This is a genomic window from Labedella populi (assembly GCF_004078655.1).
GTDB classification, from domain to species: domain Bacteria; phylum Actinomycetota; class Actinomycetes; order Actinomycetales; family Microbacteriaceae; genus Labedella; species Labedella populi.
This window is the reverse complement of record NZ_RZNC01000003.1, coordinates 488128-514811: the sequence shown is the minus strand read 5'-3', so window position 1 is coordinate 514811 and position 26684 is coordinate 488128. Positions and strand designations below refer to the sequence as shown.

The following is a 26684-nucleotide window of genomic DNA, read 5'->3' as shown; positions in this document are numbered from 1 at the left end:
CAGTGCCCCACCACAACCGGTCGAGTCGGCGGCGCATGGCCCTCGCCATCGTGTGCGTGCTCGCCGTCGTCGGAGCGTTCATCGTGAGACTCGTCGACATCCAGGTCGTCCAGGCCGATCAACTCCGCGCGGTCGCGGCCTCGAAGACGGCCGACCAGTCCACCGTCTATGGCGCGCGCGGCGAGATCGTCGACACCAACGGCAATGTCCTCGCCGGGAGCGTGACACGCTACGACATCGTGCTCGACCCGCTCAACGCGAAGCCATTCACCCGCACGGATGACGGCGGGGCCTCCGTGACGGTGAGCGTCGAGCAAGCCGCCGCGGAGATCGGAGCCATCACGGGGAGCACGGGAGCGGAGATCCAGGCCCTCATCGCCGACGCCCTCGCGGTGAACCCCGAGTCCCGTTACGCCGTCGCCGCGAAGACCCTCGACGTCGACGACTTCCAAGCCGTGAGGGCGCTCAAGATCCCGTGGGTGGGCTCGCAGAAGCACCCCGGCCGCATCTACCCCAACGGCGCGGTCGGCGGCAACGTGATCGGCTTCGTCGGCTCCGACGGCACTCCGCTCCAGGGGCTCGAACAAGCGCAGAACGACTGCCTCGCCTCGATCAACGGGACGCAGACCTTCAAGAAGGGCAAGGACGGTGTCATCCTCCCGGGCACGACCCAGACGATCGTCGACGCGAAGAACGGCGGCACCCTGAAGCTCACGATCGACCGGGACCTCCAGTGGTTCGCGCAGCAGCGGATCGCTGAGCAGGTCATTGCGACGGGTGGCGACTCGGGCACCGTCACGATCATGGACGCGAAGACCGGAAAGATCCGTGCGGTGGCTCAGTACCCGTCGGTCGACCCCGGCAACGTCGGTGGCATCGACGAGTACTACCGGCAGGCGCTCTCGTTCACGGCACCGTTCGAGCCGGGCTCGACGTTCAAGGCGCTGACGGCGGCGATGCTCATCGACGCGGGGCTCGCGACGCCGGAGTCGAAGGTCGTGGCCGATGGCTGGTTCTACCCCGACAACGGGGCGCGCATCAAGGACTCGATCCCGCACGGACCGATGAAGCTCACCCTCACGGGAGTCCTCGCGGAGTCTTCCAACACCGGGATCTCCCAGATGGGCGAGGCCCTCACCCCGCAGCAGCGGTACGACTACTTGAAGAAGTTCGGGATCGGAGACGTCACGGCGGTGGGGTTCGACGCCGAGTCCGGCGGCATCCTGTCCCAGCCGGATGTCTGGGACAACCAGACCTACTACGCGACGATGTTCGGTCAGGGCCTCTCGGCCACGCCCATCCAGATCGCGAGCGCGTACCAGGCGCTCGCGAACGGAGGCGTCCAGGTGGCACCGTCCCTCATCGAGGGATGCGAGCACGACGACGGCAGCATCACCGACGTGCCGAGCGCGAGTGAGAAGCGCGTCGTCTCGGAGCAGGCCGCCGACGAGGTCGTGCAGATGCTCGAGAGCGTCGTGACGGATGGACACTTCGGCGACACCCTGCAGATTCCGGGCTACCGCGTCGCCGCGAAGTCGGGAACGGCCGAGCAGGGCGACGGCTCGGGAGGCCTCAAAGACACGTACGTGGTGTCGATGACGGGCATGGCCCCGGCGGAGGACCCCGAGTACGTCGTCTCGGTGCACATCTCGAACCCGACTAAGATCAGATCTTCGGCAGCCGCGGCTCCGACGTTCCAACAGATCATGACCCAGGTGCTCAAGACGTACCGGATCGAACCGTCGACCGAACCGTCGCCCGACCTGCCGACGACCTACTGATGCTCCGCGCGAGGTCCGCGCCGAGCCGATCGAGGAGGACCGACCGGTGATCAGCATGACTCTCGAGGAGATCGCGAGCGTCCTGTCGGGGCGGCTCGCGCTCCGAGGAGACGCCGCGGCGACCGACGTCGTCGACGGCTACGTGGAGACCGATTCCCGTGAGATCGAAGCCGGCGGGATCTTCGTCGCGAAGCCCGGTGAGACGACCGACGGCCACAACTTCGTCGGTGTCGCGGCCGAGCGCGGCGCCCGGCTCGCGATCGTCGAGCACGAGGTCGACGAGGAGATCAGCCAGGTGGTCGTCGCCGATGCCGTCACGGCGCTCGGCGCACTCGCGGCCCACGTGGTCGCAGCGGTGCGCGACCGCGGCGCTCTCCGTGTCGTCGGCATCACGGGCTCCAACGGGAAGACGACGACGAAGAACCTCCTCGCGGCGATCCTGGCTCCCCGGGGCGAGACGGTCGCCCCGAAGAACTCGTTCAACAACGCCGTCGGAGCGCCGACGACCATGCTGCGCGTCACCGCGCGAACGGAGTTCCTCGTTTCCGAGATGGGCGCTTCCGGCCGCGGGCAGATCGCCCGCCTCGTGGCCATGGCGACGCCCGACATCGGCGTCGTGCTCAAGGTGGGGCTCGCCCACGCCGGCGGCTTCGGCGGCATCGAGTCCACCTTCGCCGAGAAGTCGGCGATGGTCACGACGCTCCCGTCGACGGCCGTCGCCGTCCTCAACCGCGACGACGAGCGCGTCGCGGCGATGGCCGACCTCACGGCGGCTCGAGTGGTCTGGTTCGGACTCGACGGCACCGCTGACGTGCGGGCGACCGACGTCGAGGCGGACCGGACGGGAACGCGCTTCACCGTGACGCTGCCATCGGGCGAGAGCCGCCCGGTCCACTTCAAGGTCCTCGGGGAGCACCACGTCTCGAACGCTCTCGCGGCCGTCGCGGTCGCGACCGAGCTCGGCGTACCGATCGACGAGATCGTCGAGCGGCTCGAGACCGTCACTCGGGCGGAGCGCTGGCGCATGGAGGTCCTCGGGGGCCGAGACGACGTCACGATCATCAACGACGCCTACAACGCGAGTCCCGACTCCATGGCCGCGGCGCTCAAGACGCTCGCCCTCGTGACTCCACCGGACGGCCGTCGGGTCGCCGTGCTCGGAACCATGGCGGAGCTCGGCGAGTTGGCGGGTGACGAGCACGACCGCATCGGGCTCCTCGCGGTGCGGTTGCGCGTCGACCGTCTCGTCGTCGTGGGCCGCGATGCGCGGCGGCTGCACATCTCGGCGATCAACGAGGGATCCTGGGACGGTGAATCGGTCTTCGTGGAGACGGCCGACGAGGCGTTCGCCTACCTCGAAGGTGAATTGCGCTCGGGTGACACGGTGCTCGTGAAGTCCTCCAACTCGGCGGGTCTCCGTCATCTCGGCGATCGACTGGGAGAATTGTTCTCGTGGTAGCACTCCTCACCGCCGGCGCCCTCGCGCTCGCATTCTCGCTCTTCCTCACGCCCCTCTTCATCCGGCTCTTCAAACGGCTCGGCTGGGGTCAGTTCATCCGCGACGACGGCCCCCAATCGCACCACGCGAAGAAGGGCACCGCCACGATGGGCGGGATCATCATCATTCTGGGCGTGCTGTTCGGGTACTTCACGGCGATGCTCATCACGGGAGACCGCATCAGCACCGCGGCGCTCCTGGTGCTCGTGATGATGGTCGGTCTCGGCGCCGTCGGATTCGTCGACGACTTCCTCAAGACGCGGAAGCAGCGATCGCTCGGTCTCCGGGGCTGGGCGAAAGTCGCCGGGCAGCTCATCGTCGCCGCCGCCTTCGGTGTGCTCGCGATCAGCTTCCCGAACCCCGAGGGCATCACGCCCGCGTCGACCGCCGTCTCCTTCGTGCGGGATCTGCCGCTCGACTTCCTCGTGTTCGGTTCCGTGATCGGGGTCGCGCTCTACCTCCTCTGGACCGCCCTCATCGTCACGGCGGCGTCGAACGGCGTCAACGTCACCGACGGCCTCGACGGCCTCGCGACGGGGGCGTCGATCTTCGCGATCGGTTCCTACGTCGTCATCGGCTTCTGGCAGTCCAACCAGTCGTGCTTCGGCATCGTCAACGAGGACGTCGCATACAAGTGCTACGACGTCGTCGACCCGCTCGGGCTCGCGATCGTCGCGGCCGCCATCGTCGGCGCGCTCATCGGCTTCCTCTGGTGGAACACGACCCCGGCGCAGATCTTCCTCGGCGACACGGGCTCGCTCGCGCTCGGCGGTGCCATCGCGGCCCTCGCGATCCTCACCCACACGGAACTCCTCCTCGTCTTCATCGGTGGTCTCTTCGTCATCGAGACGGGTTCGGTCATCGTGCAGCGCGCGTACTTCAAGATCACGCACGGCAAGCGCATCTTCCTGATGTCACCGATCCACCACCACTTCGAACTCAAGGGCTGGGCGGAGGTGACGGTCGTCGCGCGGTTCTGGATCATCGGCGGCCTGCTCGTCGCAGCCGGCGTCGGGACGTTCTACCTCGAATGGATCCTGCGATGAGGGATGCCGTCGGCCGCGAAGCGCGGCTCGCATCGCTCACGAGCTGGCACGCCGAGTGGACGGGCCTGCGGGTCGCCGTCCTCGGGCTCGGCTCGACCGGATTCTCCGTCGCGGACACGCTCGTGGAACTCGGAGCCGAGGTCCTCGTCGTCACCGAGCAGGCGGATCCCGACCGGACGCGGTTGCTCGAGGTCATCGGTGCCCGCCTCGTCGTGGGAGGAGCGGACGGCGCCCCCGCCGAGCTCGAGGAGTTCGGAGCTGATCTCGTCGTGGTCTCGCCGGGCTACCCTCCGCACCACCCCCTCGTCCGATGGGCGGAGGACGCGGCCCTGCCGGTATGGGGTGACATCGAACTCGCCTGGCGCGTACGTGACAAGGTGGGCACGCCGGCCGAATGGCTGCTCGTCACGGGGACGAACGGCAAGACGACCACGGTGCAGCTCACGGCCTCGATGCTCGTCACAGCGGGCCTGCGGGCGGCGCCGTGCGGGAACATCGGCGTTCCCGTCCTCGACGCCGTCCGCGACCCCGGCGGATTCGACGTGTTCGTCGTGGAGCTCTCGAGTCATCAGTTGCACTATCTCGCGCGGCAGTCGACTCCCGAGCCCGTGATGCCGCTCGCGAGCGTGTGCCTCAATCTCTCGGACGACCACCTCGAGTGGCACGGGTCCGCCGAGGCGTATCGCGATGCGAAGGCCGGCGTCTACACCAATACCCGGGTCGCGTGCGTCTACAACCGTGCGGACCTCGCGACGCGACGCATGGTCGAGGAGGCCGAGGTCGTCGAGGGTGCTCGCGCCATCGGTTTCGGCCTCGACGTCCCCGGTCCGAGCGACCTCGGCATCGTCGACGGCATCCTGTGCGACCGCGCGTTCCTCGAGGATCGCGCCAGCAGCGCCCTCGAGCTCACGACGATCGATGCATTGGCTGCTCGTGGCCTGGCCGCGCCGCACGTCGTCGCGAACATCCTCGCCGCGAGCGCTCTCGTCCGGGCGGTCGGGGTCACCCCCGAGCAGATCCGCGACACCCTCGAGGTCTTTTCGCTCGACCACCACCGGATCGAGACCGTCGCCGTCGTCGACGGGATCACCTGGGTCGACGACTCGAAGGCGACCAACGCGCACGCCGCCGACGCCTCCCTGTCGGCGTACCGGTCGGTCGTGTGGATCGTGGGCGGTCTGCTGAAGGGGATCGACATCGCGGGGCTCGTCGAGAAGCACGCAGCTCGCGTCCGCGCAGCGGTCGTGATCGGGGAGGACCGGACGGCGGTGCTCGCCGCGTTCGAGCGACACGCGTCACACGTCCCCGTCATCGAGGTCTCGCCCGCCGAGACTGGAGACGTGATGCTGCGCGCCGTCGAGGCGGCGAGTGGCGTCGCGGCCGCCGGAGACACCGTTCTCCTCGCCCCGGCAGCGGCTTCGATGGACCAGTTCACCGACTATGCGGAGCGCGGACGACTCTTCGCCGCCGCCGTCGACGATCTCGTGGGAGGAGAGGCCGATGAGCGCCCCACCACACCACCGACGACGGACTGACGCGGAGCGACCGGCCTCCGTTCGATCGGCGGGTGGTCCCGCGGGGGACCAGGACCGCCCGGCCTCCGCCCGGATCTCGCTCGGCCGACTCGCTCTCGCCGATTCCTCCAACTACCTGCTGCTGCTCGGCACGACGCTCTTCCTCGTCGTCTTCGGGCTCGTGATGGTCCTGTCGTCCTCATCGATCGAGTCGTGGACGGACAACAACGGCTTCTTCGGGGGCTTCTGGAAGCAGGCGACGTACGCGCTCGTCGGTGTCCCACTCATGCTCGTGATGTCGCGCATGCCGCTCGTGTTCTGGAAGCGCGTCGCCTGGCCGGCGATCTTCCTCGCGATCGGACTGCAGTCGCTCGTCTTCACTCCCCTCGGCATCGACGAGTACGGCAACAGGAACTGGATCGCGGTCGGATCGATCAGCGGGCAGCCGTCGGAGTTCGTGAAGCTCGCGCTCGTGGTGTGGCTCGCTTTCGTCCTCGCGCGGAAGCAGGAGCTGTTGTCCGACTGGAAGCACGCGCTCATCCCGGTCGTGCCGATCGGCGGCCTCGCGGTCGGACTCGTCCTCCTGGGTCGGGATCTCGGAACCGTGTTGATCCTCGCGTCGATCGTCTTCGCGGCTCTCTATTTCGCCGGCGTCCGGTGGCGCATCCTGCTTCCGGTCATGATTCTCGCGGGGATCGGCGCCGCCGCGTCCGTCGCGACGAGCGCCAACCGCATGAACCGACTGCTGAGCTTCATCGACACGGAATGCGCGGACTACGAGGGCGTCTGCTGGCAGCCGCTCCACGGCACGTGGGCGCTCGCGAACGGCGGTCTCTTCGGAGTCGGCCTCGGCAACTCCGTCGAGAAGTGGGATTGGCTGCCCGCCGCCTCGAACGACTACATCTTCGCGATCGTGGGGGAGGAGCTCGGACTCGTCGGGGCCGTCGTGCTCCTGCTCATGTTCGTGCTTCTCGCGGTCGCGCTCCTGCGCGTCATCCGCGCGTCCACCGACCCGTTCGTGCGCATCGCCACGGGCGCGGTCCTCATGTGGCTCATCGGCCAGGCCTTCGTCAACATCGGCGTCGTTCTGCGGGTCTTCCCCGTCCTCGGTGTGCCCCTGCCCTTCATCTCCGCCGGTGGCACGGCACTGATCACATCACTCATGGCCGTCGGCATCGTCTTGTCGTTCGCGCGCCACGAGGCTGGGCGGGCGTCGCTCGCCCAGCAAGGAAGAGGAACTCTCCGATGACCACGTATCTCTTCGCCGGCGGCGGCACCGCCGGTCACGTCAATCCGCTCCTCGCGGTCGCGGACGCACTCACGGCGCGCGACCCCGACGCGACGGTGATCGTGCTCGGCACCGCGGAAGGCCTCGAGGCGCGGCTGGTGCCCGCGCGCGGTTACGAGCTCGAGACGATCCCGAAGCTGCCGTTCCCTCGCCGCCTCAACGGCGCGAGCCTCTCGTTCGGTGGTCGCTTCCGTCGTGCGGTCGCCACGACCGGGGAGATCATCCGCCGACGCGGCGTCGACGTCGTCGTGGGCTTCGGCGGCTACGCTGCGGCTCCGGCCTACGTCGCCGCGCGACGCGCCAAGCTCCCGCTCATCATCCACGAGGCCAACGCGAAGCCCGGCCTCGCCAACCGGCTCGGAGTGCTCTACACCCGTCACGTCGGCGTCGCCTTCCACGGCACGAAGCTCCGGCACTCCCGCTTCGTCGGCATGCCGCTCCGACGGGAGATCGAGTCGATCGAGCGCGATGCCGCACGCGCCGAGGGCATCGAGTTCTTCGGTCTCGACCCCGCGCGGAAGACGCTGCTCGTGACGGGAGGCTCCCTCGGGGCCCGTCGTCTCAACACGACGATCTCGGAGTCGGCGACGGACTTCATCGCGAGGGGATGGCAGATCGTCCACATCGTCGGGCGGTCGAGCGAGTTCACCGACCCGGGCCTCGAGCACTACCACGTGGTCGAGTACTGCGACCGGATGGAACTCGCACTCGCGGTCGCCGACTTCGCCGTCTCGCGCGCCGGCGCGGCGACCGTCAGCGAGTTGAGTGCCCTCGGCATCCCCGCCGTCTACGTCCCGTATCCGGTCGGGAATGGCGAACAGCGCTACAACGCGAGCGACTCCGTTCACGCCGGCGGTGCGGTCCTCGTCGCCGACGCGGACTTCCAGCCGACGTGGGTAAGCTCTGTGCTGCTTCCCCTCCTCGAGGACGACGTCCGCGTGCACGACATGGCCGTGCAGTCGCGCCACGCCGGCACCCTCGACGGGAACGCCCGCATGCTCGACCTCATCGACGAGGCCTCCGGCGCCGTCCGCGGTCGGCGCCGGTAGTCATCAAGAGCCCGTCACCAGAAAGAAGAACGTCGTGATCAAGCCAGACTTCTCCATCGAGATCCCCGACGAGCTCGGGTCCGTCCACTTCGTCGGCATCGGCGGCTCGGGGATGAGCGGAATCGCGAAGCTCTTCATCGAGTCCGGCGCGACCGTCTCCGGGTCCGACTCCCGGGAGTCGGCCGCGACGGAGTCGCTGCGTTCCCTCGGCGCCGTCGTCACCATCGGACACGACGCCGCCAACGTGGGTGACGCCGACACACTCGTCGTGACGGGTGCGTTGTGGTCCGACAACCCCGAATACCTGCTCGCGAAGGAACGTGGGATCCCCGTCCTCCACCGCTCGCAGGCGCTCGCGTGGCTCATCCGCTCCCGGCGACTCGTGTCGGTTGCGGGAGCGCACGGCAAGACGACCTCGACCGGCATGATCGTCACTGCTCTCCTCGGTCTCGGGGCCGACCCGAGCTACGTCAACGGCGGGGTCATCGAGACGCTGGGCACGAGTTCCGCGTGGGGCTCCGACGAGCTGTTCGTCGTCGAGGCCGACGAGTCGGATGGGTCGTTCCTCCTGTACGACACGGCGGTCGCCCTCATCACGAATGTCGATCCCGACCACCTCGACCACTACGGTTCGCTCGAGGCGTTCCAGCAGGCCTTCGTGGACTTCGCCGATGCGGCGACCGAGCTCGTGGTCGTGTCCTCCGATGATCCCGGCGCGGTCGCGGTCACGCGGAGGCTGTCCCACTCCCGCGTCGTGACGTTCGGCGAGGCGGAGGACGCGGACGTGCGGGTGCACGACATCATCACCGACGGCCCCGTGCGCTTCACTGTCGAGGCAGGGGGGTCCAGCTACAGCGGCTCGCTCTCCGTTCCCGGGCGGCACAACGCGATCAACGCCGCCGGCGCATTCGCGGTGCTCACGGGTCTCGGCTTCGAGCCGCAAGCCGTCCTCGACGCCATCGCGGGGTTCGGCGGCACGAAGCGGCGCTTCGAGCTGCACGGCACGGTGGACGGCGTGAGCGTCTTCGACGACTACGCCCATCACCCGACCGAGGTCGACGCCGCGCTCTCCGCGGCGCGCACGGTCGTCGGCGAGGGGCGGATCATCGCCGTCCACCAGCCCCACCTCTACAGCCGGACCAGGATGTTCGCGCGGGAGTTCGCCGAAGTCCTCGAGTCGCGCGCCGACCACACGATCGTCTTGGACGTCTACGGCGCGCGAGAGGACCCCGAGCCGGGAGTGACCGGTGCGCTCGTCTCCGAACGCTTCTCGGACGCCGCGAGCGTGGACTTCATCGCCGATTGGCAGGCCGCCGCGGACAGGGTCGCCGAGATCGCACGGCCGGGCGACTACGTCGTGACACTCGGGTGCGGTGACGTCTACCGGATCGTCCCTCAGCTGCTCGGCTCTCTCGAGAAGGTGCACACGGGGACGTCCCGGTGAAACGGCCCTCCGGGGTTCCGCGGCCATCCTCATCGCGGCCCCCGCGTCCGCCGGCCGAGCCGGAGTCCCCTTCGGAGTCTGCGGCGGACGCGCGGGAGCGCGAGCGCCGCGAGGATCGGCCCGCCCGCCGACTGCTCGCCCGTTTCGGCTCGGCGACGTCGCCTGGTGACGATGTCACGGGCCCGGTCGTCCTTCCCCTGACAGCGGCGGAGGACGACGAGTACCCACGCGGTCGCGACGAACGCGCGGGCGGGGGAGCGAATGACGCCAGGGTGAGCGTGTGGCGAGCGGCGCGCGCGCGCCGGCGCCGGGAGCGCGAGGAGGTCCGTCGATTCACGGCGGGATCGCGACGGCGGCGTGTGGTCTGGACGGCGTCCGTGGGCGGCGTGCTCGCGCTTGCCGCGGCGTGCGTGGGCGCCGCGTACACCCCGCTCATGGCCGTCCGCGAGATCCAGGTCGAGGGTGCGCGGCTCGTGAGCTCGGATCTCATCGTGCGCGACCTCGAGGGGCAGCAGGGCACTCCGCTTCCGCTCGTCGACCAGAGCGCGATCAAGGCGGCCCTCGTCGCCTATCCGCTCATCCAGAGCTACTCGGTCGAGTCGCGACCGCCGAGCACCCTCGTGATCCGCATCGTCGAGCGGCAGCCGGTCGGCCTCATCACCGATGGTGAGTCGTTCGACCTCGTCGACACCGCCGGCGTGGTCTTGTCCTCGAGCCCTGACCGGCCCGAGGGATACCCACTCATCGTGTTCGACGGCGATCCGGACTCCTCGGGCTTCGCGGCGGCCGCTGCCGTCCTCCGCTCGCTTCCGGCGGACGTCCTCCCGACGGTCGACGAGGTGACGGCGACGACGGTCGACGATGTCACGCTGACGCTCGCGGGCAACGGTGCCGTCGTGACCTGGGGGAGTGCGGAGGACTCCGCGGCGAAGGCCATCGCCCTGCAGACACTCATGGCGCGCTACCCCGCTGAGTCGGTCGCCCGGTACGACGTCTCGAGCCCCGACTCCGTCGTCATCGACCCGCGCTGATCGACCGTCGCGTCCCCATCGGAACCCGTGTCACGACGCGCCCGGGTCGTCGGACCCCGCCCGGCGCCGATTGCACGACTCATCTCGCGACACGCTGTGGCGCGTCCGACGGGCGCGCCCATCCGCGCATAACGTCTGAATCAGGAAATGCATACTGAGCATAACTTTAACCCTGAACCTGAGGTTGAAAGTTCTCACCGGAGGCGGACGTGACGACAAACCAGAACTACCTTGCAGTGATCAAGGTCGTCGGCATCGGCGGTGGCGGCGTGAACGCCGTCAACCGCATGATCGAGATCGGGCTCCGCGGAGTCGAGTTCATCGCGATCAATACCGACGCGCAGGCGCTGCTCATGAGCGACGCCGACGTGAAGCTCGACGTCGGTCGTGATCTCACGCGCGGACTCGGCGCCGGGGCGGACCCGGAGGTGGGTCGCCGTGCCGCGGAGGACCACGCCGAGGAGATCGAGGAGGCCCTCGCGGGCGCCGACATGGTCTTCGTCACGGCGGGTGAGGGCGGCGGAACGGGAACGGGAGGCGCGCCCGTCGTCGCGCGCATCGCGAAGTCGATCGGTGCTCTCACGATCGGCGTCGTCACGAAGCCCTTCGGCTTCGAGGGCCGCCGTCGCCAGGGTCAGGCCGAGGCCGGTGTCGCGCGCCTGAAGGAAGAGGTCGACACCCTCATCGTGGTGCCGAACGACCGCCTCCTCGAGATCAGCGACCGCGGTATCAGTATGCTCGAGGCCTTCGCCACCGCCGATCAGGTCCTCCTCGCCGGTGTCCAGGGCATCACGGATCTCATCACGACCCCCGGCCTCATCAACCTCGACTTCGCGGACGTCAAGTCGGTGATGCAGGGCGCCGGCTCCGCCCTCATGGGGATCGGTTCCTCCCGGGGGGCGGATCGCGCCATCAAGGCCGCGGAGTTGGCAGTCGCGTCACCGTTGCTCGAGGCGAGCATCGAGGGCGCTCATGGTGTCCTGTTGTCCATCCAGGGCGGATCGAACCTCGGTATCTTCGAGATCAACGACGCGGCGCGTCTCGTTCAAGAGGCGGTGCACCCGGAGGCGAACATCATCTTCGGTGCCGTCATCGACGACACGCTCGGTGACGAGGTCCGAGTCACCGTCATCGCGGCCGGGTTCGACGGGGGAGAGCCTCCGACCCGTGCGCTCGAGGGCGCTGCCGCGTCGGGGATCCTCACGACGGGCGGCGTCATGACGGCGGCCGAGCCGGAGGCACCGGCCGCGCCGTCCTCCGCTCCCGCGACACACTCCGTTCCCGTGGCGTCGACTCCCGAGCCCCGGCGTGAGCCGGAGCGGCCGAGTACCGGCTCCTACGAGCGCGTGCCCGTCTCGACCCCGGGTCACGACGCGGCCTTCGCCGACGAGGACGAGCTCGACATCCCCGACTTCTTGAAGTAGGCGATGTCGCAGATCGACGAGCGCGTCACGGCCGTCCGGGAGCAGGTGTCCCGGGCGGCCGATCGCGCGGGACGCGCGATGGACGAGATCACCGTGATCGCCGTCACCAAGTTCCACCCTGCCGAACTCGTCGCGCAGTTGTATGCGGCCGGCATACGCGACGTCGGGGAGAACCGGCACCAGGAGGCGGAGGCGAAGGCGGCAGCCCTCGAGACACTCCACGACCTCACGTGGCATTTCGTCGGGCAGCTCCAGTCGAAGAAGGCCCGCAGGGTCGCCCGATACGCGCGCGTCGTCCACTCCGTCGACCGGGACTCCGTCGTCGACGCCCTCGACGGAGCGGAGACGCCCGTCGGGTGCTTCATCCAGGTCGCGCTGAGCGACGACGAGCATCGTGGCGGTGTGGCTCCGGGCGACGTGGAGCGACTCGCGGAACGCGTCGTGGCCTCGCGGAATCTCTCCCTTGTCGGCGTGATGGCCGTCGCTCCGCTCGGAGAGGAGCCGCGTTCGGCTTTCGCGCGACTGCGGGCGATCTCCGAACGCGTCCAGGCGATCGAGCCTTCCGCGTCCTCCATCTCCGCGGGGATGAGTGGCGACTTCGCCGAGGCGATTCTCGAAGGCGCGACACACCTGCGAGTCGGAACGGCAATCACGGGCAATCGACCGCCGACACCCTAACCTCGAAGAGGAAGCAACCGCACGACGGAGGTACTGATGTCCAACCCGCTCAAGAAGACGATGGTCTACCTCGGACTCGCCGACGAGGAGCTCGACTACGACGAGCCCTCCGCCGAGCAGAAGCCCGCGAACGAGAACCCTCGCCCCCAGCAGCACCAGGCCTCGGAGGTCAAGGCTCCCGTGACTCCTCTGCGTAAGGCGCCGGCACCCGTGCGTCAGCCGGCTCCGAGCGAGCTCAACGAGATCCTGACCGTGCACCCGAAGCAGTACCGCGACGCACAGGTCATCGCCGAGAGCTTCCGCGACGGCGTCCCCGTCATCATCAACCTCTCGCAGATGAGCGACGCCGACGCGCGCCGCCTCATCGATTTCGCGAGCGGGCTGTCGCAAGGGCTCTACGGCAAGATCGAGCGCGTCACCAACAAGGTGTTCCTCCTGTCTCCGTCCCACGTCTCCATCTCGGGCGACCAGGACGCGCAGCCGGCGGAGACCGACGCCACCTTCTTCGCTCAGCGCTGACGACGGGGGTGGGCACGATCATCCCCCTCATCGGGAACATCCTCTACGCCGCCCTGCTCATCTACCTGCTGGTCATGTGGGCGAGGTTCATCCTCGACCTCGTGAGGACGTTCAACCGTTCCTGGCGACCGTCCGGTGTCGGGCTCGTCGCGGCCGAGGCCGTCTATTTCCTCACAGATCCTCCGATCCGATTCTTCCGCCGGGTGCTTCCGCCGGTCCGGGTGGGTCGAGCGGCGTTGGACTTCGGGTGGACCCTCACCATGCTCTGCGTGCTCGTCGCGATGATTCTGGTCGGTTTCATCCGCTGAGCTCGCCCCCCTGTATTCTGGGGGAGGCCGCACGCCACGCGGCCCTGGGCGGCGTCGAGCCGTGTCAGGGTTTGCTACCGTTGCAAGGTCATTCCGATCGAAACAAGTGAAGGTGGTACGCCATGGCGCTCACGCCCGAAGACGTCGTCAACAAGCAGTTCCAGCAGACAAAGTTCCGCGAGGGCTACGACCAGGACGAGGTCGACGACTTCCTCGACGAGGTCGTCGTCGAGTTGCGCCGCCTGATCCAGGAGAATCAGGACCTGCAGGAGCGGCTCTCGCAGGCCGAGTCGGGCGCCTCGTCCTCCGCTCCGGCCGAGTCCGCGTCGAGCCCCGAGCCCGCTGCCGCCGCACCGGCACCTGCGGCCGAGCCCGTGCCGGCTCCGGTCCAGGCCACGCCCGTCCCGGACGAGTCGGAGAGCTCCAACAGCCTCCTCGTCCTCGCCCGTCGTCTCCACGACGAGCACGTTCGCGAGGGTGCCGAGAAGCGCGACCAGCTCATCGCCGAGGGCAACGCGACGGCCGCTCGTGTGGTGGCCGAGGCAGAGGCCAAGCAGCAGGAGGAGCTCGCGAAGCTCAACGAGCAGCGTTCCGTCCTCGAGCGTGAGATCGAAGAGCTCCGGACCTTCGAGCGTGAGTACCGCGAACAGCTCAGGAGCTACATCGAGGGCCAGCTCCGCGACCTCGACAGCGGTGCTGCTGCGTCGACGGGCGGAATCGCCGCCACCGTCGGCGACAACCACTGACGTTCCGGGACTTGACCACTCGATCGACCGACACAGCCACGCGGCGGACGCTCCTCGTCCTCGCCGTCGTGGCTGTGTCGGCGTTGGCGCTCGATCAGCTCACGAAGTACCTCGTCGTCTCCTCGATGACGGAGGGCGAGCGCGTCCCCGTCCTCGGGGAGTTCCTCGTTCTCTTCTACGTCCGTAACCCGGGCGCGGCCTTCTCGTTCGCCGAAGGGGCGACGTGGATCTTCTCCCTGCTCGCAGCAGCGGTCAGCGTGACGATCATCGTCCTCGCGCGCCGCATCCGGTCGAAGCTCTGGGCCCTCGTCTTCGGTCTGCTCCTCGGGGGTGTGCTCGGCAATCTGACCGACCGGATCTTCCGAGAGCCGTCGTTCGGACTCGGACACGTCGTCGACTTCATCTCGACGCCGTGGATGCTTCCGGCCATCTACAACGTCGCGGACATCGCGATCGTCGTGAGCATGGGCGTCTTCATCCTGCTTACGCTGCTCGGCGTGGGCATCGACGGAACCCGGACTCGTTCGGATGACGTGGCTCCTCCGACCGCAGACGAGTCGCTGGACCGACTCGACGCAGAGGGGACGGATCCCCGGGACCCGGAGCGAGCGAGCGGGCCCTCCGCGGGACCGGACTCGGCGTCGACCGTCGATCGCGGCGAGCCGAAGGCCTGACGTGAGCGAATCCCGTTCGCTCTTCGTCCCCGACGGTCTCGAGGGCTCCCGCGTCGACGCCGCTCTGGCGAAGATGCTCGGTTTCTCCCGGAGCTTCGCGGCCGAGATCATCGAGGCAGGCGGAGTCACCGTCGATGGCCGCGTCGTCGGCAAGTCGGACCGTCTCTCCGGGGGCGCGTGGATCGAGGTGGTGTGGCAGCCGCGTGCCGAGGCGACGATCGTGCCGATCGCCGTCGACGACCTCGGCATCGTGCACGACGACGACGACATCGTCGTGGTCGACAAGCCAGCCGGCGTCGCCGCGCATCCGTCCGTCGGATGGAACGGTCCGACGGTCCTCGGCGCCCTCGCCGCCGCGGGCTTCCGCATCTCGACGTCCGGAGCGGCGGAACGCGCCGGCGTCGTCCACCGTCTCGACGTCGGGACGAGCGGACTCATGGTCGTCGCCAAGTCTGAGCGGGCGTACACCGAGTTGAAGCGTGCGTTCCATGACCGCGAGGTCGACAAGATCTACCACGCCCTCGTCCAGGGCCACCCGGACCCGTTCGCGGGCACCATCGACGCCCCCATCGGTCGGCACCCCAAATCCGACTGGAAGTTCGCGATCACGGCGGCGGGTAAGCCGTCGGTGACGCATTACGAGACGCTCGAGGCGTTCCGGAGTGCGACGCTCCTCGAGATCCACCTCGAGACCGGGAGGACACACCAGATCCGTGTGCACATGTCGGCGCAGCGGCATCCGTGCGTCGGCGATCCCCTCTACGGCGCCGATCCCTCGTTGTCGGAGCGTCTCGGGCTCACACGGCAATGGCTGCACGCCGTCCGCCTCGGGTTCGTGCACCCGGGGTCCGGCGAACCCGTCGAGTTCGCCTCGCCCTACCCGCCGGATCTGCAGAACGCCCTCGATGTCGTGGGTTCCGATTAGCCTGGCATCCCTCACGCACTTAGTTCGGAGAACCCGTGACTCGAACCTCTGACTCCTTCGTCCACCTGCACGTCCACAGCGAGTACTCGATGCTCGACGGCGCCGCTCGCGTCAAGCCGCTCATCGAGGCCGCCGTGACCGAGGGGATGCCGGCCGTCGCCATCACCGACCACGGCAACGTCTTCGGGGCCTTCGACTTCTGGAAGACTGCGACCGACGCGGGCATCAAGCCGATCATCGGCACGGAGGCGTACCTCACGCCCGGCACGCACCGCACGGACCGCACCCGTGTCCGCTGGGGCGACGGGGGAGGGGACGATGTCTCGGGCTCGGGCGCGTACACCCACATGACGCTCCTCGCCGAGAACACCGAGGGGATGCACAATCTCTTCCGGTTGTCGTCGAAGGCCTCCATCGAGGGCTACTACTTCAAGCCCCGAATGGACCGGGAGCTGCTGTCGACGTACTCGTCCGGCCTCATCGCGACCACCGGTTGCCCGAGCGGCGAGGTGCAGACGCGGTTGCGGCTCGGCCAGTACGAGGCCGCTCGTCAGGCCGCGGCGGACTTCCGCGACATCTTCGGGGCGGAGAACTTCTTCTGCGAGATCATGGACCACGGCCTCGGCATCGAGCGACGCATCATGACCGACCTCCTTCGACTCGCCAAGGAGCTCTCGCTGCCGCTCGTCGCCACGAACGACCTCCACTACACCCACGCGCACGACGCCACGTCGCACGCGGCGCTGTTGTGCGTCCAGTCTGGCTCGACCCTCGACGACCCCAACCGCTTCAAGTTCGACGCGGACGAGTTCTACCTCAAGTCCGCCGCCGAGATGCGTCAGATCTTCCGAGACCACCCGGAGGCGTGCGACAACACACTCGCGATCGCCGAGCGTTGCGACGTGAAGTTCAACACGAGCGCCAACTACATGCCCCGCTTCCCGGTTCCCGAGGGCGAGACCGAGGAGTCCTGGTTCGTGAAGGAGGTCGACCGCGGCCTCGACGTCCGCTATCCCGACGGCGTGCCCTCCGAGGTCCGAGCTCAGGCCACGTACGAGGTCGGCGTCATCACGCAGATGGGTTTCCCCGGCTACTTCCTGGTCGTCGCCGACTTCATCAACTGGTCGAAGAACAACGGCATCCGCGTGGGCCCGGGCCGTGGGTCCGGTGCCGGCTCGATGGCCGCGTACGCGATGCGTATCACGGACCTCGATCCCCTCCGGCACGGCCTCATCTTCGAGCGCTTCCTCAATCCCGATCGCGTGTCGATGCCCGACTTCGACGTCGACTTCGACGAGCGTCGCCGTGGCGAGGTCATCAAGTACGTCACGGACAAGTACGGCGACGAACGTGTCGCCCAGATCGTGACGTACGGAACCATCAAGGCGAAGCAGGCACTCAAGGACTCGTCCCGTGTCCTCGGCTTCCCGTTCGGCATGGGTGAGAAGCTCACGAAGGCTATGCCGCCGGCCGTCATGGGGAAGGACATCCCGCTCACGGGGATCTTCGATCGCGACCACCCCCGTTTCAAGGAGGCCGCCGACATCCGCGCGGTGGTCGAGAGCGACCCGGAGGCGAAGACCGTCTTCGACACGGCTCTCGGGCTCGAGAACCTCAAGCGCCAGTGGGGTGTGCACGCGGCCGGCGTGATCATGTCGTCGGACCCGCTCATCGACATCATCCCCATCATGAAGCGCGAGCAAGACGGTCAGATCGTCACGCAGTTCGACTACCCCGCGTGCGAGTCGCTCGGCCTCATCAAGATGGACTTCCTCGGGCTGCGCAACCTCACGATCATCGACGACGCGCTTGACAACATCGAGGCCAACCGCGGATTCCGACCGGTTCTCGAAGACCTCGAACTCGACGATCCCGAGGCGTACGCCCTCCTCTCCCGCGGAGACACCCTCGGGGTGTTCCAGCTCGACGGCGGTCCCATGCGGTCCCTGCTGCGGCTCATGAAGCCGGACAACTTCGAGGACATCTCGGCCGTCATCGCGCTGTACCGGCCGGGGCCCATGGGTGCGAACTCCCACATCAACTATGCCCTCCGCAAGAACGGCCAGCAGCCGATCACGCCGATCCATCCACAGCTCGCCGAGCCGCTCGAAGAGATCCTGTCCACGTCGTATGGCCTCATCATCTACCAGGAGCAGGTGATGGCGATCGCCCAGAAGGTCGCCGGGTTCTCGCTCGGACAAGCGGACATCCTTCGCCGTGCCATGGGCAAGAAGAAGAAATCCGAACTGGACAAGCAGTTCGAGGGCTTCTCCGGTGGTATGCGTGCCAACGGCTACTCCGACGACGCCGTGAAGATGCTGTGGGACATCCTCCTGCCGTTCTCCGACTACGCGTTCAACAAGGCGCACTCCGCGGCCTACGGCGTCCTCAGCTATTGGACGGCGTACCTGAAGGCCCACTACCGGGCCGAGTACATGGCCGCGCTGCTCACGTCCGTCGGGGACTCGAAGGACAAGATGGCGATGTACCTCAACGAGTGCCGCCGCATGGGCATCAACGTGCTGCCGCCGGACGTCAACGAGTCGATCGGCTTCTTCACCGCGGTGGGTGAGGACATCCGGTTCGGGCTCGGAGCGGTGCGCAACGTCGGCGGTAACGTCGTCGACGGCATCCGGCAGGCTCGCGAGGCGAAGGGTCGCTTCGAGTCCTTCCATGACTTCCTCCGCAAAGTGCCGCTGCCCGTCGCGAACAAGAGGACCATCGAGTCGCTCATCAAGGCCGGAGCATTCGACACCCTGGGGGCCACGAGGCGAGCGCTCGTCGAAGTGCACGAGTCGGCCGTCGAATCGGCGGTCAAGATCAAGCGCGACGAGGAGAACGGCAACGTCGGCTTCGACTTCGACTCCTTGTTCGAAGAGGTCGGCGTCGCCCCCGAATCCCACGTCCCGTCACGGCCGGAGTGGTCGAAACGCGACAAGCTCGCCTTCGAGCGCGAGATGCTCGGACTCTACGTCTCCGATCATCCGCTCGCCGGCCTCGAGACCCAGCTCGCCAAGCATTACTCCACGACGATCACCGAACTCACGTCGTCCGAACACACGCAGGACGGCGATCAAGTCACCATCGCGGGGCTCGTCACGAGCGTCCAGCACCGCGTCGCGAAGGCCTCGGGCAACCAGTACGGCATCATCACCGTGGAGGACTTCAGCGGCGAGATCTCGGTGATGTTCATGGGCAAGGCGTACCAGGAGTTCTCGCCGTCGCTCGTCGGCGACTCCATCGTGGTCGTGCGGGGCCGTGTGAGTATGCGCGACGACGGCATGAACCTGCATGCCTACAGCCTCATGGCGCCGGATCTCGGGCAGGCCGACTCGTCCGGCCCCCTGCATCTCAGCGTGCCGGACTTCCGTGCGACGACGGACACGATCACGGAGCTCGGCGTCATCCTCGAACGCCATCGGGGCGACACCGAGGTGCGGCTGAAGCTCATCAAGGGCGACGCCGCGCGGGTCTTCGAGGTGCCGTATCCCGTCGCGGTGACCGCGGACCTCTACGGCGAACTCAAGTCACTACTCGGCCCCAACTGCCTGAGCTGACGAACGGACGGATCTCGGCCGAACCGCGGGCGGGCGCCTGACACGACGAACGGGGCCGCGGCGATCATGCCGCCGCGGCCCCGTACGTCGTCTCGTGCGTCGATCAGCTCGTTGCGTCGTCCTGCACGGCGTGCCGAGCGCTCTGCGCCTCGTCCTTGACGTCCGACGCGGCGCCCGTCGCTTCGTCCCGCACGCCCTGGGCCGCGTCCGTCGCCTCACCCTTCACCGTCTGAGCCGCGTCCGTGGCGTCGTCCTTCACGGCGTTGACGGCGTCCGTCGCGGGCTCCTTGAGATTCGAGGCGACCTCCTTGCCGAGAGACTGCGCTTCGTCGACGAGCGGCTGCGCCGCGTCCTTGACCCCCGAGGCGAGCTCCTTCTCCTTCTCGCTCGCCGGGAGCAGGGAGGAGACGAGCAACCCGACGCCGAAAGCGATGAGCCCGACGGCGAGCGGGTTGCCCTGGGCGGACGACACCGCGCGCTGAGGGAGCTCGGAGGCGGAGCCGCCGGCCGAGGACGCGTGGCCCACGACCGAGTCCTTGGCGTCGGTGACGGAGCCCTTGACGTCGGAAGCGACGCCGAACACGCGATCCTTCACCGAGCCGATCGCGTCACGCGCCTTGGCCTTCTCTCGGTCGACGATCTTCGACGGGGTCACCTTGTCGGCGAGGGCGTCGACATCGCTTCCGAGCGAGTTGCGTGTGCGCTCGATGTCGGCACGGATGGCCTGGGGATCCTGGGAGGAGGTGTCAGTCATCGGTTTTCCTCGTTCTTCTTGAGTGTGTCTGGAATCTTCTTGACGGAGTCGACGGTGCGGGGCATGCCCTGCACCTCTTTGAGCGACTTGCGGCCGGACGCGAACAGGATCGCGCCGATGATGGCCCAGATGACGGCCACGACGACCGCCGACCAGCCGTTGTCGATGAGGTGGCCGAGGCCCCACCAGAGTGCTATGGACAGGAAGAACACGGCCATGAGGCCGGCGTAGCCGGCGGCTCCCATGAGGCCGGCTCCCTTACCCGCACGTGACGCGGATTGCTTCAACTCGGCTTTCGCGAGCTCGACCTCCTGACGAAAGAGAGTCGAGATGTCGCGTGAGACCTCCGAGAGAAGGTCGCCGAGCGAGGTGTTCGCCGCCTTCTGCTCTGAGGGGGTGGCTGACGGATCGCTCATGATCAGTACGCTCCAGTGGACGGATTGCCCGCCGCGGTGCCCGGGCTGCCGTACACGGGGGCTCCGGAGACAGCGCCACCGACCGCACCGGTCGACGACGGCGGCGTGTAGGACGTCGGAGCGGCGTGCGTCGTCGAGGTCGCCGCATCGGCGCCCGTCGCGGAGCCCGACGTGGAGGAGCCGGTGCCGGCCTCTTCAGCTGCCGAATCCTTCGCCTCGCTCACGAGACTGCGCGTGAGTCGGCCGGCGAGGACGCCAGCGACCGCAGCCACAGCGATGAAGGTCCCGGGCTTCCGCCGGGCGTAGTTCTTGACCTCCTCGAGGAGCGAGCCCGGGTCGCGGTCCTCGAGCCACGTGGCGACGCCGCTCGCACGCGAAGCGGCCTGCGACACGAGGTCGGCGGCGATGCCCGGTTCGCTCGACGAGTCGGCCATTCCGCGGAGCTCGTCGCTCAGCGAATGCAAGCCCGTCGCGACCTTCTGCTGCTGCGCACCGGCCTGCTCCGTGAGCTGGCTGCGAGTCTCGTGCACGAGATCCTTGGCCTGGCGCTTTGCGGTGGATGCGACGTGGCCGGCCTCCTCCTTCGCGGTCGAGGCGACGTTCTTCGCGGAGTCGGCTGCGGTGCTGCCGACGTTCTTCGCCGAGTCGGCTGCGGTGCTTCCGACGTTCTTGGCCTGTTCCTTGGCGGCGTCGGCCGTTCCCCCGGAGGACGAGGAGTCATGTCCCGTGCTCGGGGTCTCCCCGGCACCGACGGGCGCAGCTCCCACGACGGGCGGAACCGGCGTCGACGGGACACCCGTCGTTCCCGCGCCGCCCACGGGGTACGGCTCGGACGGATAGTTGTCAGTCATGGCGAATCCCTCTCGATATTCCGATGAGTAGGTCCGCTCGACGAGGCGAGCGACCTGTATCGAGTTTTCGCCGTAGTCCATAGCTGCGACAAGCACTCGCAAAGTCACCCGTTTGGGGCTATATTCGCGCACCCGCGTTTAGTCGATGGCGCGAAGACAGGTCTCGCGTGCTAAAAGGGGCGCATCAATCGCTCGAGGAACCGCCGAGTGCGCTCTTCGCGCGGAGCCGTGAAGATCCGGTCCGGCGCCCCCCGTTCGAGGACGACTCCATCGTCGAGGAACAGCACCTCATCGGCGACGTCGCGAGCGAACGCCAGTTCATGCGTCACGACGACCATCGTCCAGCCCTCGTCCGCGAGGTCCTTCATGACCGAGAGCACATCTCCGACGAGCTCCGGGTCGAGCGCCGACGTGGGCTCGTCGAACAGCAGGAGTGTGGGCTTCAGCGCGAGAGCGCGGACGATTCCGACGCGCTGCTGCTGCCCGCCGGACAATTGCGCCGGGTAGGCGTCGCTGCGCGCCTCGAGTCCGACCCGCGCGAGGAGTGCCCGCGCTTCATCGATCACCTCGGCGCGTGGTCGTCGCTGCACGCGCACGGGCCCCTCGATGACATTCTGGAGGACCGTCAAATGGGGGAAGAGGTTGTGCTGCTGGAACACCATCGCGGAGAGATCGCGAAGCCGGTTTCTGGTCGCATCGGCGAGGGGGCGCGAGAAGTCGATGTCGAGATCGGCGGCGGGAGCCTGGAGCATCCCGCCGTCGGGCGTCTCGAGCCCGTTGAGGGACCGGAGCACCGTGGTCTTGCCCGAGCCCGACGGGCCGATCAGGCAGACGACGCGCCCCGGACGCAGCGTCAGGTCGACCGCGCGGAGCACGCGAGTTCCCCCGAAGGATTTCGCGAGGCCGCTGACCTCCAAGACGTTCTCGCCCGTCGGCTGCGGAGGAGCGATCGAATCAGGCGACATGGCGTTCGAGCCTCCGTTCGAGCGTGCCCTGCCCCGTCGAGAGCACGAGGCAGATGACCCAGTACAGCACGGCGGCCTCGATGTAGAGCACGAGGAACTCGTTCGAGAACGCGGCGATCTGCTGCGCGCGCCGGAACATCTCGGTCACGAGGATGAGCGAGGTCAGTGCCGTGTCCTTGACGAGGCTGATGAAGGTGTTCGACAGCGGTGGCACGGAGACGCGGACGGCTTGTGGCAGGATGATGCGGCGGAGCGCGAGCCACCGCGGCATGCCGATCGTGTAGGCGGCTTCCCACTGCCCCCGCGGGATCGAGAGGATCGCCGCGCGGATGATCTCGGCGGCGTAGCCGCCGACGTTGAGCGAGAGGACGAGGATCGCGCTCGGCCACGGCGGGATGACGACGTCGATGGACGGGAGACCGAAGAAGACGACGTAGAGCTGCACGATGAGCGGCGTGCCTCGAATGACCGAGATGTAGAACCGGGCGATCCCCGACAGCCACCAACGCGGTGAGAGCCGTGCGAGAGCGGCGAGAAGCGCGAGCACGAGCCCGAGGGCGAACGACACCAGGGCGAGCGGGATGGTCCCCCGGACGGCCCCGTCGAGGAGCGGCCAGATCGAGGAGAGGACGAGGTCCCAGTCCATCAGTCGTCTCCCTCCCGGTTGGACGCCGCGTTACTCGCTGACGTCCTCTCCGAAGTATTTCTCCGAGATCTCCGCCAGCGTACCCTCGGCGCGGAGGTCCTCGAGAGCCGCGTCGACGGCGGCGACGAGGTCGTCGCTGCCCTGGCGGAACGCGAAGGCGTTCTGCGAGGCCTCGTCGGTCTCGTCGACGATCATGAGGCCCGTGTCGCCGCCCTCGGTCTGCTCGTAGTCGAGGAATGTGAGCTCGTCGTTCACGGTCGCGTCGACTCGCCCCTGGCGGAGCAGCTCGGCGGCCTGCGCCCAGCCCTCCACGGCCTCCACCGAGGCGCCGAAGCTCTCCGCGACCTCGTACCAGTTGCTCGTGAGGGACTGCGCCGACGTGCGTCCTGCGAGGTCTTCGAGCGACGTGATGTCGGTCGTGCCCTCTGCCACGATGAGGACACCGGGGGAGACGGTGTACGGCGTGCTGAAATCGTAGTCCTCGAGGCGCTCCTCGTTGATCGACACCTGGTTGGCGATCACATCGAAGCGGCCGGCGTCGAGCCCCCCGAAGATCCCGTCCCACTGGGTCTCCTCGAACTCGACGTCGACGTCGAGCTTCTCCGCGACGGCGGTGGCGACCTCCACGTCGTAACCGGTCAGTTCGCCCGAGCCGCCCTCGTGGAAGGAGAACGGCCGGTAGGTGCCCTCGGTCCCGACGACGAGCACGCCGGCGTCCTGCACGTCCGCGAGAGTCAGTCCCTCTTCGGCGGCGGGAGACGACGAGCCGGCGCCCGAACCCTCGGACGAGCAGCCGGTGAGCGCAGCGATGGTGAGCAGGGCTGCCGAGGTGATGACGGCGCGGCGGCGGGCGGACGGCGAGGTGGTGGGCATGTCGTTCCTTCGGTGATCGTGGCGGGGACGCGGCGGCGGTTCCACCGGTGCATCCCGGCGTGAGCTGTCGGGGGTGACCCAGGACTGATGAATCGTAGGTCACCGGGGCGCCGACGGCGGCATCGTGTGACCGATCGTGACGCGAACGACCGGGGTTGTCCTTCGAGGATCGCACTCTCGTGAACAGCGAATGACATGGCTGGTATTCGCCAGGATCGTGCGGCATAATCAACACTGTCGGTGGTCTGCTGTATCGCCCCCGGCGGTCAATCGAATAGCACCGCTCATCCGCACCTGGTCGTAGGGGAAGACGTATCAGGATGATGGAGGATGAAATGGTGGCACCTGCTGCACGAGGGATGATCTTCGTCCACTCGTCACCACGCGCGCTCTGCCCACACGTCGAGTGGGCAGCGGGACGCGCCCTCGGGCGTGCCGTGAACTTCTCGTGGACCGAGCAGCCCGTCCTCGCCGGCTCCCAGCGCGCCGAGTTCTACTGGGACGGTCGGCAGGGTATGGGCGCGGCGATCGCATCGTCATTGCGCGGGTGGGAACACCTCCGCTTCGAAGTGACCGAGGATCCGAGCCCCGGATCCGACGGCGGTCGGTGGCTGCACACGCCCGACCTCGGCATCTTCTACGCGCAGACGGACAGCGCCGGGAACGTCGTCGTGCCCGAGGACCGCATCCGTTACGCGATGGACGTCGCCGGTTCGGACCCCGTCGAGCTCCAGCGGGAGTTGCGGGTCGCCCTCGGGCAGGCCTGGGACGACGAGCTCGAGGCGTTCCGGCACGCGAGCGACGACTCCTCCGTCATCTGGCTTCACAAGGTCGGCTGACCCCACAGACCCGGTCGTCGCCCTGGCGTGGACCGTGACCGTCGGAGGGCTTCCCGGCGGCACGAGTGGCGAAACGGCGACGATCGAGAAACGAGAGAACCCCCGGCGGAAGGCTTCCCGCCGGGGGTTCTCCGCGCCGGAGTCAGTCCGAGAAGGTCCGGAACGCGGCGACCGCGTTGTGACCGCCGAATCCGAACGAGTTGCTGATGGCGATGTGGTCGCCTTCGCCGAGTTCCCGGGGCGACGTCACGACGTCGAGCGGGATCTCCGGGTCGGGGTTGTCGAGATTGATCGTCGGCGGGATCATGCGCTCGTGAAGCGTCTTGACGACGAAGAGCGCCTCGATCGCCCCGGCGCCGCCGAGGAGATGACCCGTAGAGGCCTTCGTCGCCGTGACGGGGATACCGTCCAGGCGATCGCCGAAGACGCGACGCAGCGCGTTGTACTCGGCGATGTCGCCGACGGGCGTCGACGTCGCGTGCGCGTTGATATGCGACACCTCCTCGAGGCTCGCACCACTCGTCTCGACGGCGGCGCGCATGGCCCGAGCCGCGGCCGAGCCCTCCGGGTCGGGAGCCGTGATGTGGTAGGCGTCGCTCGTGACCGCTCCGCCGACCAGTTCCGCGTAGATGCGAGCTCCTCGCGCCTGGGCATGTTCGAGCGTCTCGACGACGAGGGCGGCGGCACCTTCGCCGAGTACGAAGCCGTCTCGATCCACGTCGTACGGCCGGGACGCGGCGGCGGGATCATCGTTGCGCTTCGACAGGGCCTGCATCGCGGCGAACGACGCGATGGGGAGCGGGTGGATGGCGGCTTCGGAGCCGCCGGCCACGACGATATCGGCGAGACCGGCCTGGAGGTGGTCGTACGCGTTGGCGATCGACTCGGTGCTCGACGCACACGCGGATACGACGGTGCGCTCGCCCCCGCGGGCGCCGAGATCCATTCCCACGGCAGCGGCGGGTCCATTGGGCATGAGCATGGGCACGGTCATGGGCAGGACACGGCGCGGTCCCTTCTCACGAAGAGTGTCCCAGGCGTCGATGAGCGTCCACACGCCGCCGATGCCCGTCGCCCAGTCGACGAGCAGACGCTCGGGGTCGACGTCGGGGGTGCCGGCGTCGGCCCACGCCTCGCGGGCCGCGATGAGCGCGAACTGGCTCGAGGGGTCGAGACGCTTGGTCTCTTGCCGCGTCAGGATATCGACGGCGGGCACAGCGGCCTGAGCCGCGAAGGTGATGGGGATCGAGAGCTCTTCGACCCAGGGCTGCTCGAGCCGGCGGGCACCTGATGCGCCGGCGAGGAGGTTCGCCCACGACTCCGTGGCGGTGCCTCCGATCGGCGACGTGGCGCCGATCCCGGTGATGACGATTCTCTTGGTGGTCATGACGAGAACTCTTTCTTCGGTCACGGTCCGTCCGCGGTTTCGCGGCGGGTGGTGCCCGGGCGGCCGCCGGACGGCCAGCGGTGCGTCGGCAGGCTCTGCCGTCCGACGCACCCCTGACGCTCCGCCGGGTACTACCGGGGGGAGGGGACGATGGTCCCGCTCAGCCCTGAGCCTTGACGATGAAGTCGACGGCGTCGCCGACCGTCTTGAGGTTCTTGACCTCTTCGTCCGGGATCTTCACGTCGAACTTCTCCTCGGCGTTGACGACGATCGTCATCATCGAGATGGAGTCGATGTCCAGGTCGTCGGTGAACGACTTGTCCAGCTCGACGGTGTCGGCGGCGATTCCGGTTTCGTCGTTGACGAGCTCGGCGAGGCCGGCGAGGACTTCTTCGGTGGACAGTGCCATGGTGGGTTTCTCCTTGAGTGTCGTATGACCGCGAAACAGTCTATGGGGGTGATGCGCCGTCG

Annotated in this window: 25 protein-coding genes; 17 read left to right on the top strand and 8 right to left on the bottom strand. The window is 68.1% G+C overall.

All coding sequences use genetic code 11. The annotated features are described in order from the left end of the window. Window positions 1-2 precede the first annotated feature (2 nt). The 16 genes from ELQ92_RS10950 (at window position 3) to dnaE (ending at window position 19482) form a co-directional block, all read left to right on the top strand. Window positions 3-1781, top strand: a complete 1779-nt coding sequence (locus ELQ92_RS10950; RefSeq protein WP_243694979.1) for a peptidoglycan D,D-transpeptidase FtsI family protein — start codon at window positions 3-5, stop codon at window positions 1779-1781. Window positions 1782-1827: 46 nt separating this feature from the next. Beyond that, entirely contained in the window at window positions 1828-3240 is a 1413-nt protein-coding gene (locus tag ELQ92_RS10945; RefSeq protein ID WP_128498982.1) for a UDP-N-acetylmuramoyl-tripeptide--D-alanyl-D-alanine ligase, read from the top strand. Next, the gene (gene mraY / locus ELQ92_RS10940; RefSeq protein ID WP_128498981.1) at window positions 3234-4325 is read left to right on the top strand and encodes a phospho-N-acetylmuramoyl-pentapeptide-transferase; all 1092 of its coding nucleotides are present in this window, start codon (window positions 3234-3236) and stop codon (window positions 4323-4325) included. The genes ELQ92_RS10945 and mraY overlap by 7 nt, the downstream gene beginning before the upstream one ends. Next, complete coding sequence (gene murD / locus ELQ92_RS10935; RefSeq protein WP_128498980.1) at window positions 4322-5860, top strand: UDP-N-acetylmuramoyl-L-alanine--D-glutamate ligase; 1539 nt, start codon at window positions 4322-4324, stop codon at window positions 5858-5860. Before mraY ends, murD begins: the two co-directional genes overlap by 4 nt. Next, window positions 5826-7088 (top strand): putative lipid II flippase FtsW, encoded by a 1263-nt coding sequence (gene ftsW / locus ELQ92_RS10930; RefSeq protein ID WP_128498979.1) that lies wholly within the window; start codon window positions 5826-5828, stop codon window positions 7086-7088. The genes murD and ftsW overlap by 35 nt, the downstream gene beginning before the upstream one ends. Then, a complete protein-coding gene (locus tag ELQ92_RS10925; protein ID WP_128498978.1) occupies window positions 7085-8176 on the top strand; it encodes a UDP-N-acetylglucosamine--N-acetylmuramyl-(pentapeptide) pyrophosphoryl-undecaprenol N-acetylglucosamine transferase in 1092 nt (363 codons plus the stop codon). The genes ftsW and ELQ92_RS10925 overlap by 4 nt, the downstream gene beginning before the upstream one ends. Window positions 8177-8210: 34 nt before the next feature. Further along, complete coding sequence (murC, locus tag ELQ92_RS10920; RefSeq protein WP_128498977.1) at window positions 8211-9620, top strand: UDP-N-acetylmuramate--L-alanine ligase; 1410 nt, start codon at window positions 8211-8213, stop codon at window positions 9618-9620. A 272-nt stretch (window positions 9621-9892) separates the two neighbouring features. Beyond that, a complete protein-coding gene (locus tag ELQ92_RS10915) occupies window positions 9893-10651 on the top strand; it encodes a cell division protein FtsQ/DivIB (RefSeq protein WP_128498976.1) in 759 nt (252 codons plus the stop codon). Between the two features lie 209 nt (window positions 10652-10860). Beyond that, complete coding sequence (gene ftsZ / locus ELQ92_RS10910; protein ID WP_128498975.1) at window positions 10861-12075, top strand: cell division protein FtsZ; 1215 nt, start codon at window positions 10861-10863, stop codon at window positions 12073-12075. 3 nt (window positions 12076-12078) lie between these two features. Further along, window positions 12079-12753 (top strand): YggS family pyridoxal phosphate-dependent enzyme, encoded by a 675-nt coding sequence (locus tag ELQ92_RS10905; protein WP_128498974.1) that lies wholly within the window; start codon window positions 12079-12081, stop codon window positions 12751-12753. 36 nt (window positions 12754-12789) lie between these two features. After that, window positions 12790-13272, top strand: a complete 483-nt coding sequence (locus ELQ92_RS10900; RefSeq protein ID WP_128498973.1) for a cell division protein SepF — start codon at window positions 12790-12792, stop codon at window positions 13270-13272. 8 nt (window positions 13273-13280) lie between these two features. Continuing rightward, the gene (locus tag ELQ92_RS10895; RefSeq protein ID WP_243694978.1) at window positions 13281-13580 is read left to right on the top strand and encodes a YggT family protein; all 300 of its coding nucleotides are present in this window, start codon (window positions 13281-13283) and stop codon (window positions 13578-13580) included. A gap of 122 nt (window positions 13581-13702) precedes the next feature. Beyond that, window positions 13703-14326 carry a DivIVA domain-containing protein gene (locus ELQ92_RS10890; protein WP_128498972.1) on the top strand — a complete coding sequence of 208 codons (624 nt, stop codon included), beginning with the start codon at window positions 13703-13705 and terminating at the stop codon, window positions 14324-14326. An 11-nt stretch (window positions 14327-14337) separates the two neighbouring features. Next, the gene (lspA, locus tag ELQ92_RS10885; RefSeq protein ID WP_208004315.1) at window positions 14338-15000 is read left to right on the top strand and encodes a signal peptidase II; all 663 of its coding nucleotides are present in this window, start codon (window positions 14338-14340) and stop codon (window positions 14998-15000) included. Between the two features lies 1 nt (window position 15001). Then, complete coding sequence (locus ELQ92_RS10880; RefSeq protein WP_166426747.1) at window positions 15002-15925, top strand: RluA family pseudouridine synthase; 924 nt, start codon at window positions 15002-15004, stop codon at window positions 15923-15925. Window positions 15926-16014: 89 nt separating this feature from the next. Continuing rightward, window positions 16015-19482 (top strand): DNA polymerase III subunit alpha, encoded by a 3468-nt coding sequence (gene dnaE / locus ELQ92_RS10875; protein ID WP_128499130.1) that lies wholly within the window; start codon window positions 16015-16017, stop codon window positions 19480-19482. A gap of 103 nt (window positions 19483-19585) precedes the next feature. On the opposite strand, the gene ELQ92_RS10870 is transcribed toward dnaE, so the two are convergent. The 6 genes from ELQ92_RS10870 to ELQ92_RS10845 form a co-directional block, all read right to left on the bottom strand. Further along, window positions 19586-20236: a DUF3618 domain-containing protein gene (locus ELQ92_RS10870; RefSeq protein ID WP_128498969.1), complete on the bottom strand. Its 651-nt coding sequence runs from the start codon at window positions 20234-20236 to the stop codon at window positions 19586-19588. Then, window positions 20233-20652 carry a phage holin family protein gene (locus ELQ92_RS10865; RefSeq protein WP_128498968.1) on the bottom strand — a complete coding sequence of 140 codons (420 nt, stop codon included), beginning with the start codon at window positions 20650-20652 and terminating at the stop codon, window positions 20233-20235. Before ELQ92_RS10865 ends, ELQ92_RS10870 begins: the two co-directional genes overlap by 4 nt. 2 nt (window positions 20653-20654) lie before the next feature. After that, a complete protein-coding gene (locus ELQ92_RS10860) occupies window positions 20655-21503 on the bottom strand; it encodes a hypothetical protein (RefSeq protein WP_128498967.1) in 849 nt (282 codons plus the stop codon). A 170-nt stretch (window positions 21504-21673) separates the two neighbouring features. Next, on the bottom strand, window positions 21674-22468 hold the full coding sequence (locus ELQ92_RS10855; RefSeq protein ID WP_128498966.1) for an amino acid ABC transporter ATP-binding protein: 795 nt from the start codon (window positions 22466-22468) through the stop codon (window positions 21674-21676). Beyond that, on the bottom strand, window positions 22458-23114 hold the full coding sequence (locus tag ELQ92_RS10850) for an amino acid ABC transporter permease (protein WP_128498965.1): 657 nt from the start codon (window positions 23112-23114) through the stop codon (window positions 22458-22460). The genes ELQ92_RS10855 and ELQ92_RS10850 overlap by 11 nt, the downstream gene beginning before the upstream one ends. A 30-nt stretch (window positions 23115-23144) precedes the next feature. Beyond that, on the bottom strand, window positions 23145-23987 hold the full coding sequence (locus ELQ92_RS10845; protein WP_128498964.1) for an amino acid ABC transporter substrate-binding protein: 843 nt from the start codon (window positions 23985-23987) through the stop codon (window positions 23145-23147). Between the two features lie 335 nt (window positions 23988-24322). Between ELQ92_RS10845 and ELQ92_RS10840 the strand changes: the two genes are divergently transcribed. Further along, window positions 24323-24826 (top strand): DUF3145 domain-containing protein, encoded by a 504-nt coding sequence (locus ELQ92_RS10840; protein ID WP_128498963.1) that lies wholly within the window; start codon window positions 24323-24325, stop codon window positions 24824-24826. Between the two features lie 142 nt (window positions 24827-24968). On the opposite strand, the gene ELQ92_RS10835 is transcribed toward ELQ92_RS10840, so the two are convergent. Both ELQ92_RS10835 and ELQ92_RS10830 read right to left on the bottom strand, forming a co-directional pair. After that, window positions 24969-26213: a beta-ketoacyl-[acyl-carrier-protein] synthase family protein gene (locus ELQ92_RS10835; RefSeq protein WP_128498962.1), complete on the bottom strand. Its 1245-nt coding sequence runs from the start codon at window positions 26211-26213 to the stop codon at window positions 24969-24971. A gap of 160 nt (window positions 26214-26373) precedes the next feature. Next, complete coding sequence (locus ELQ92_RS10830; RefSeq protein ID WP_108391126.1) at window positions 26374-26622, bottom strand: acyl carrier protein; 249 nt, start codon at window positions 26620-26622, stop codon at window positions 26374-26376. Window positions 26623-26684: the final 62 nt, after the last annotated feature.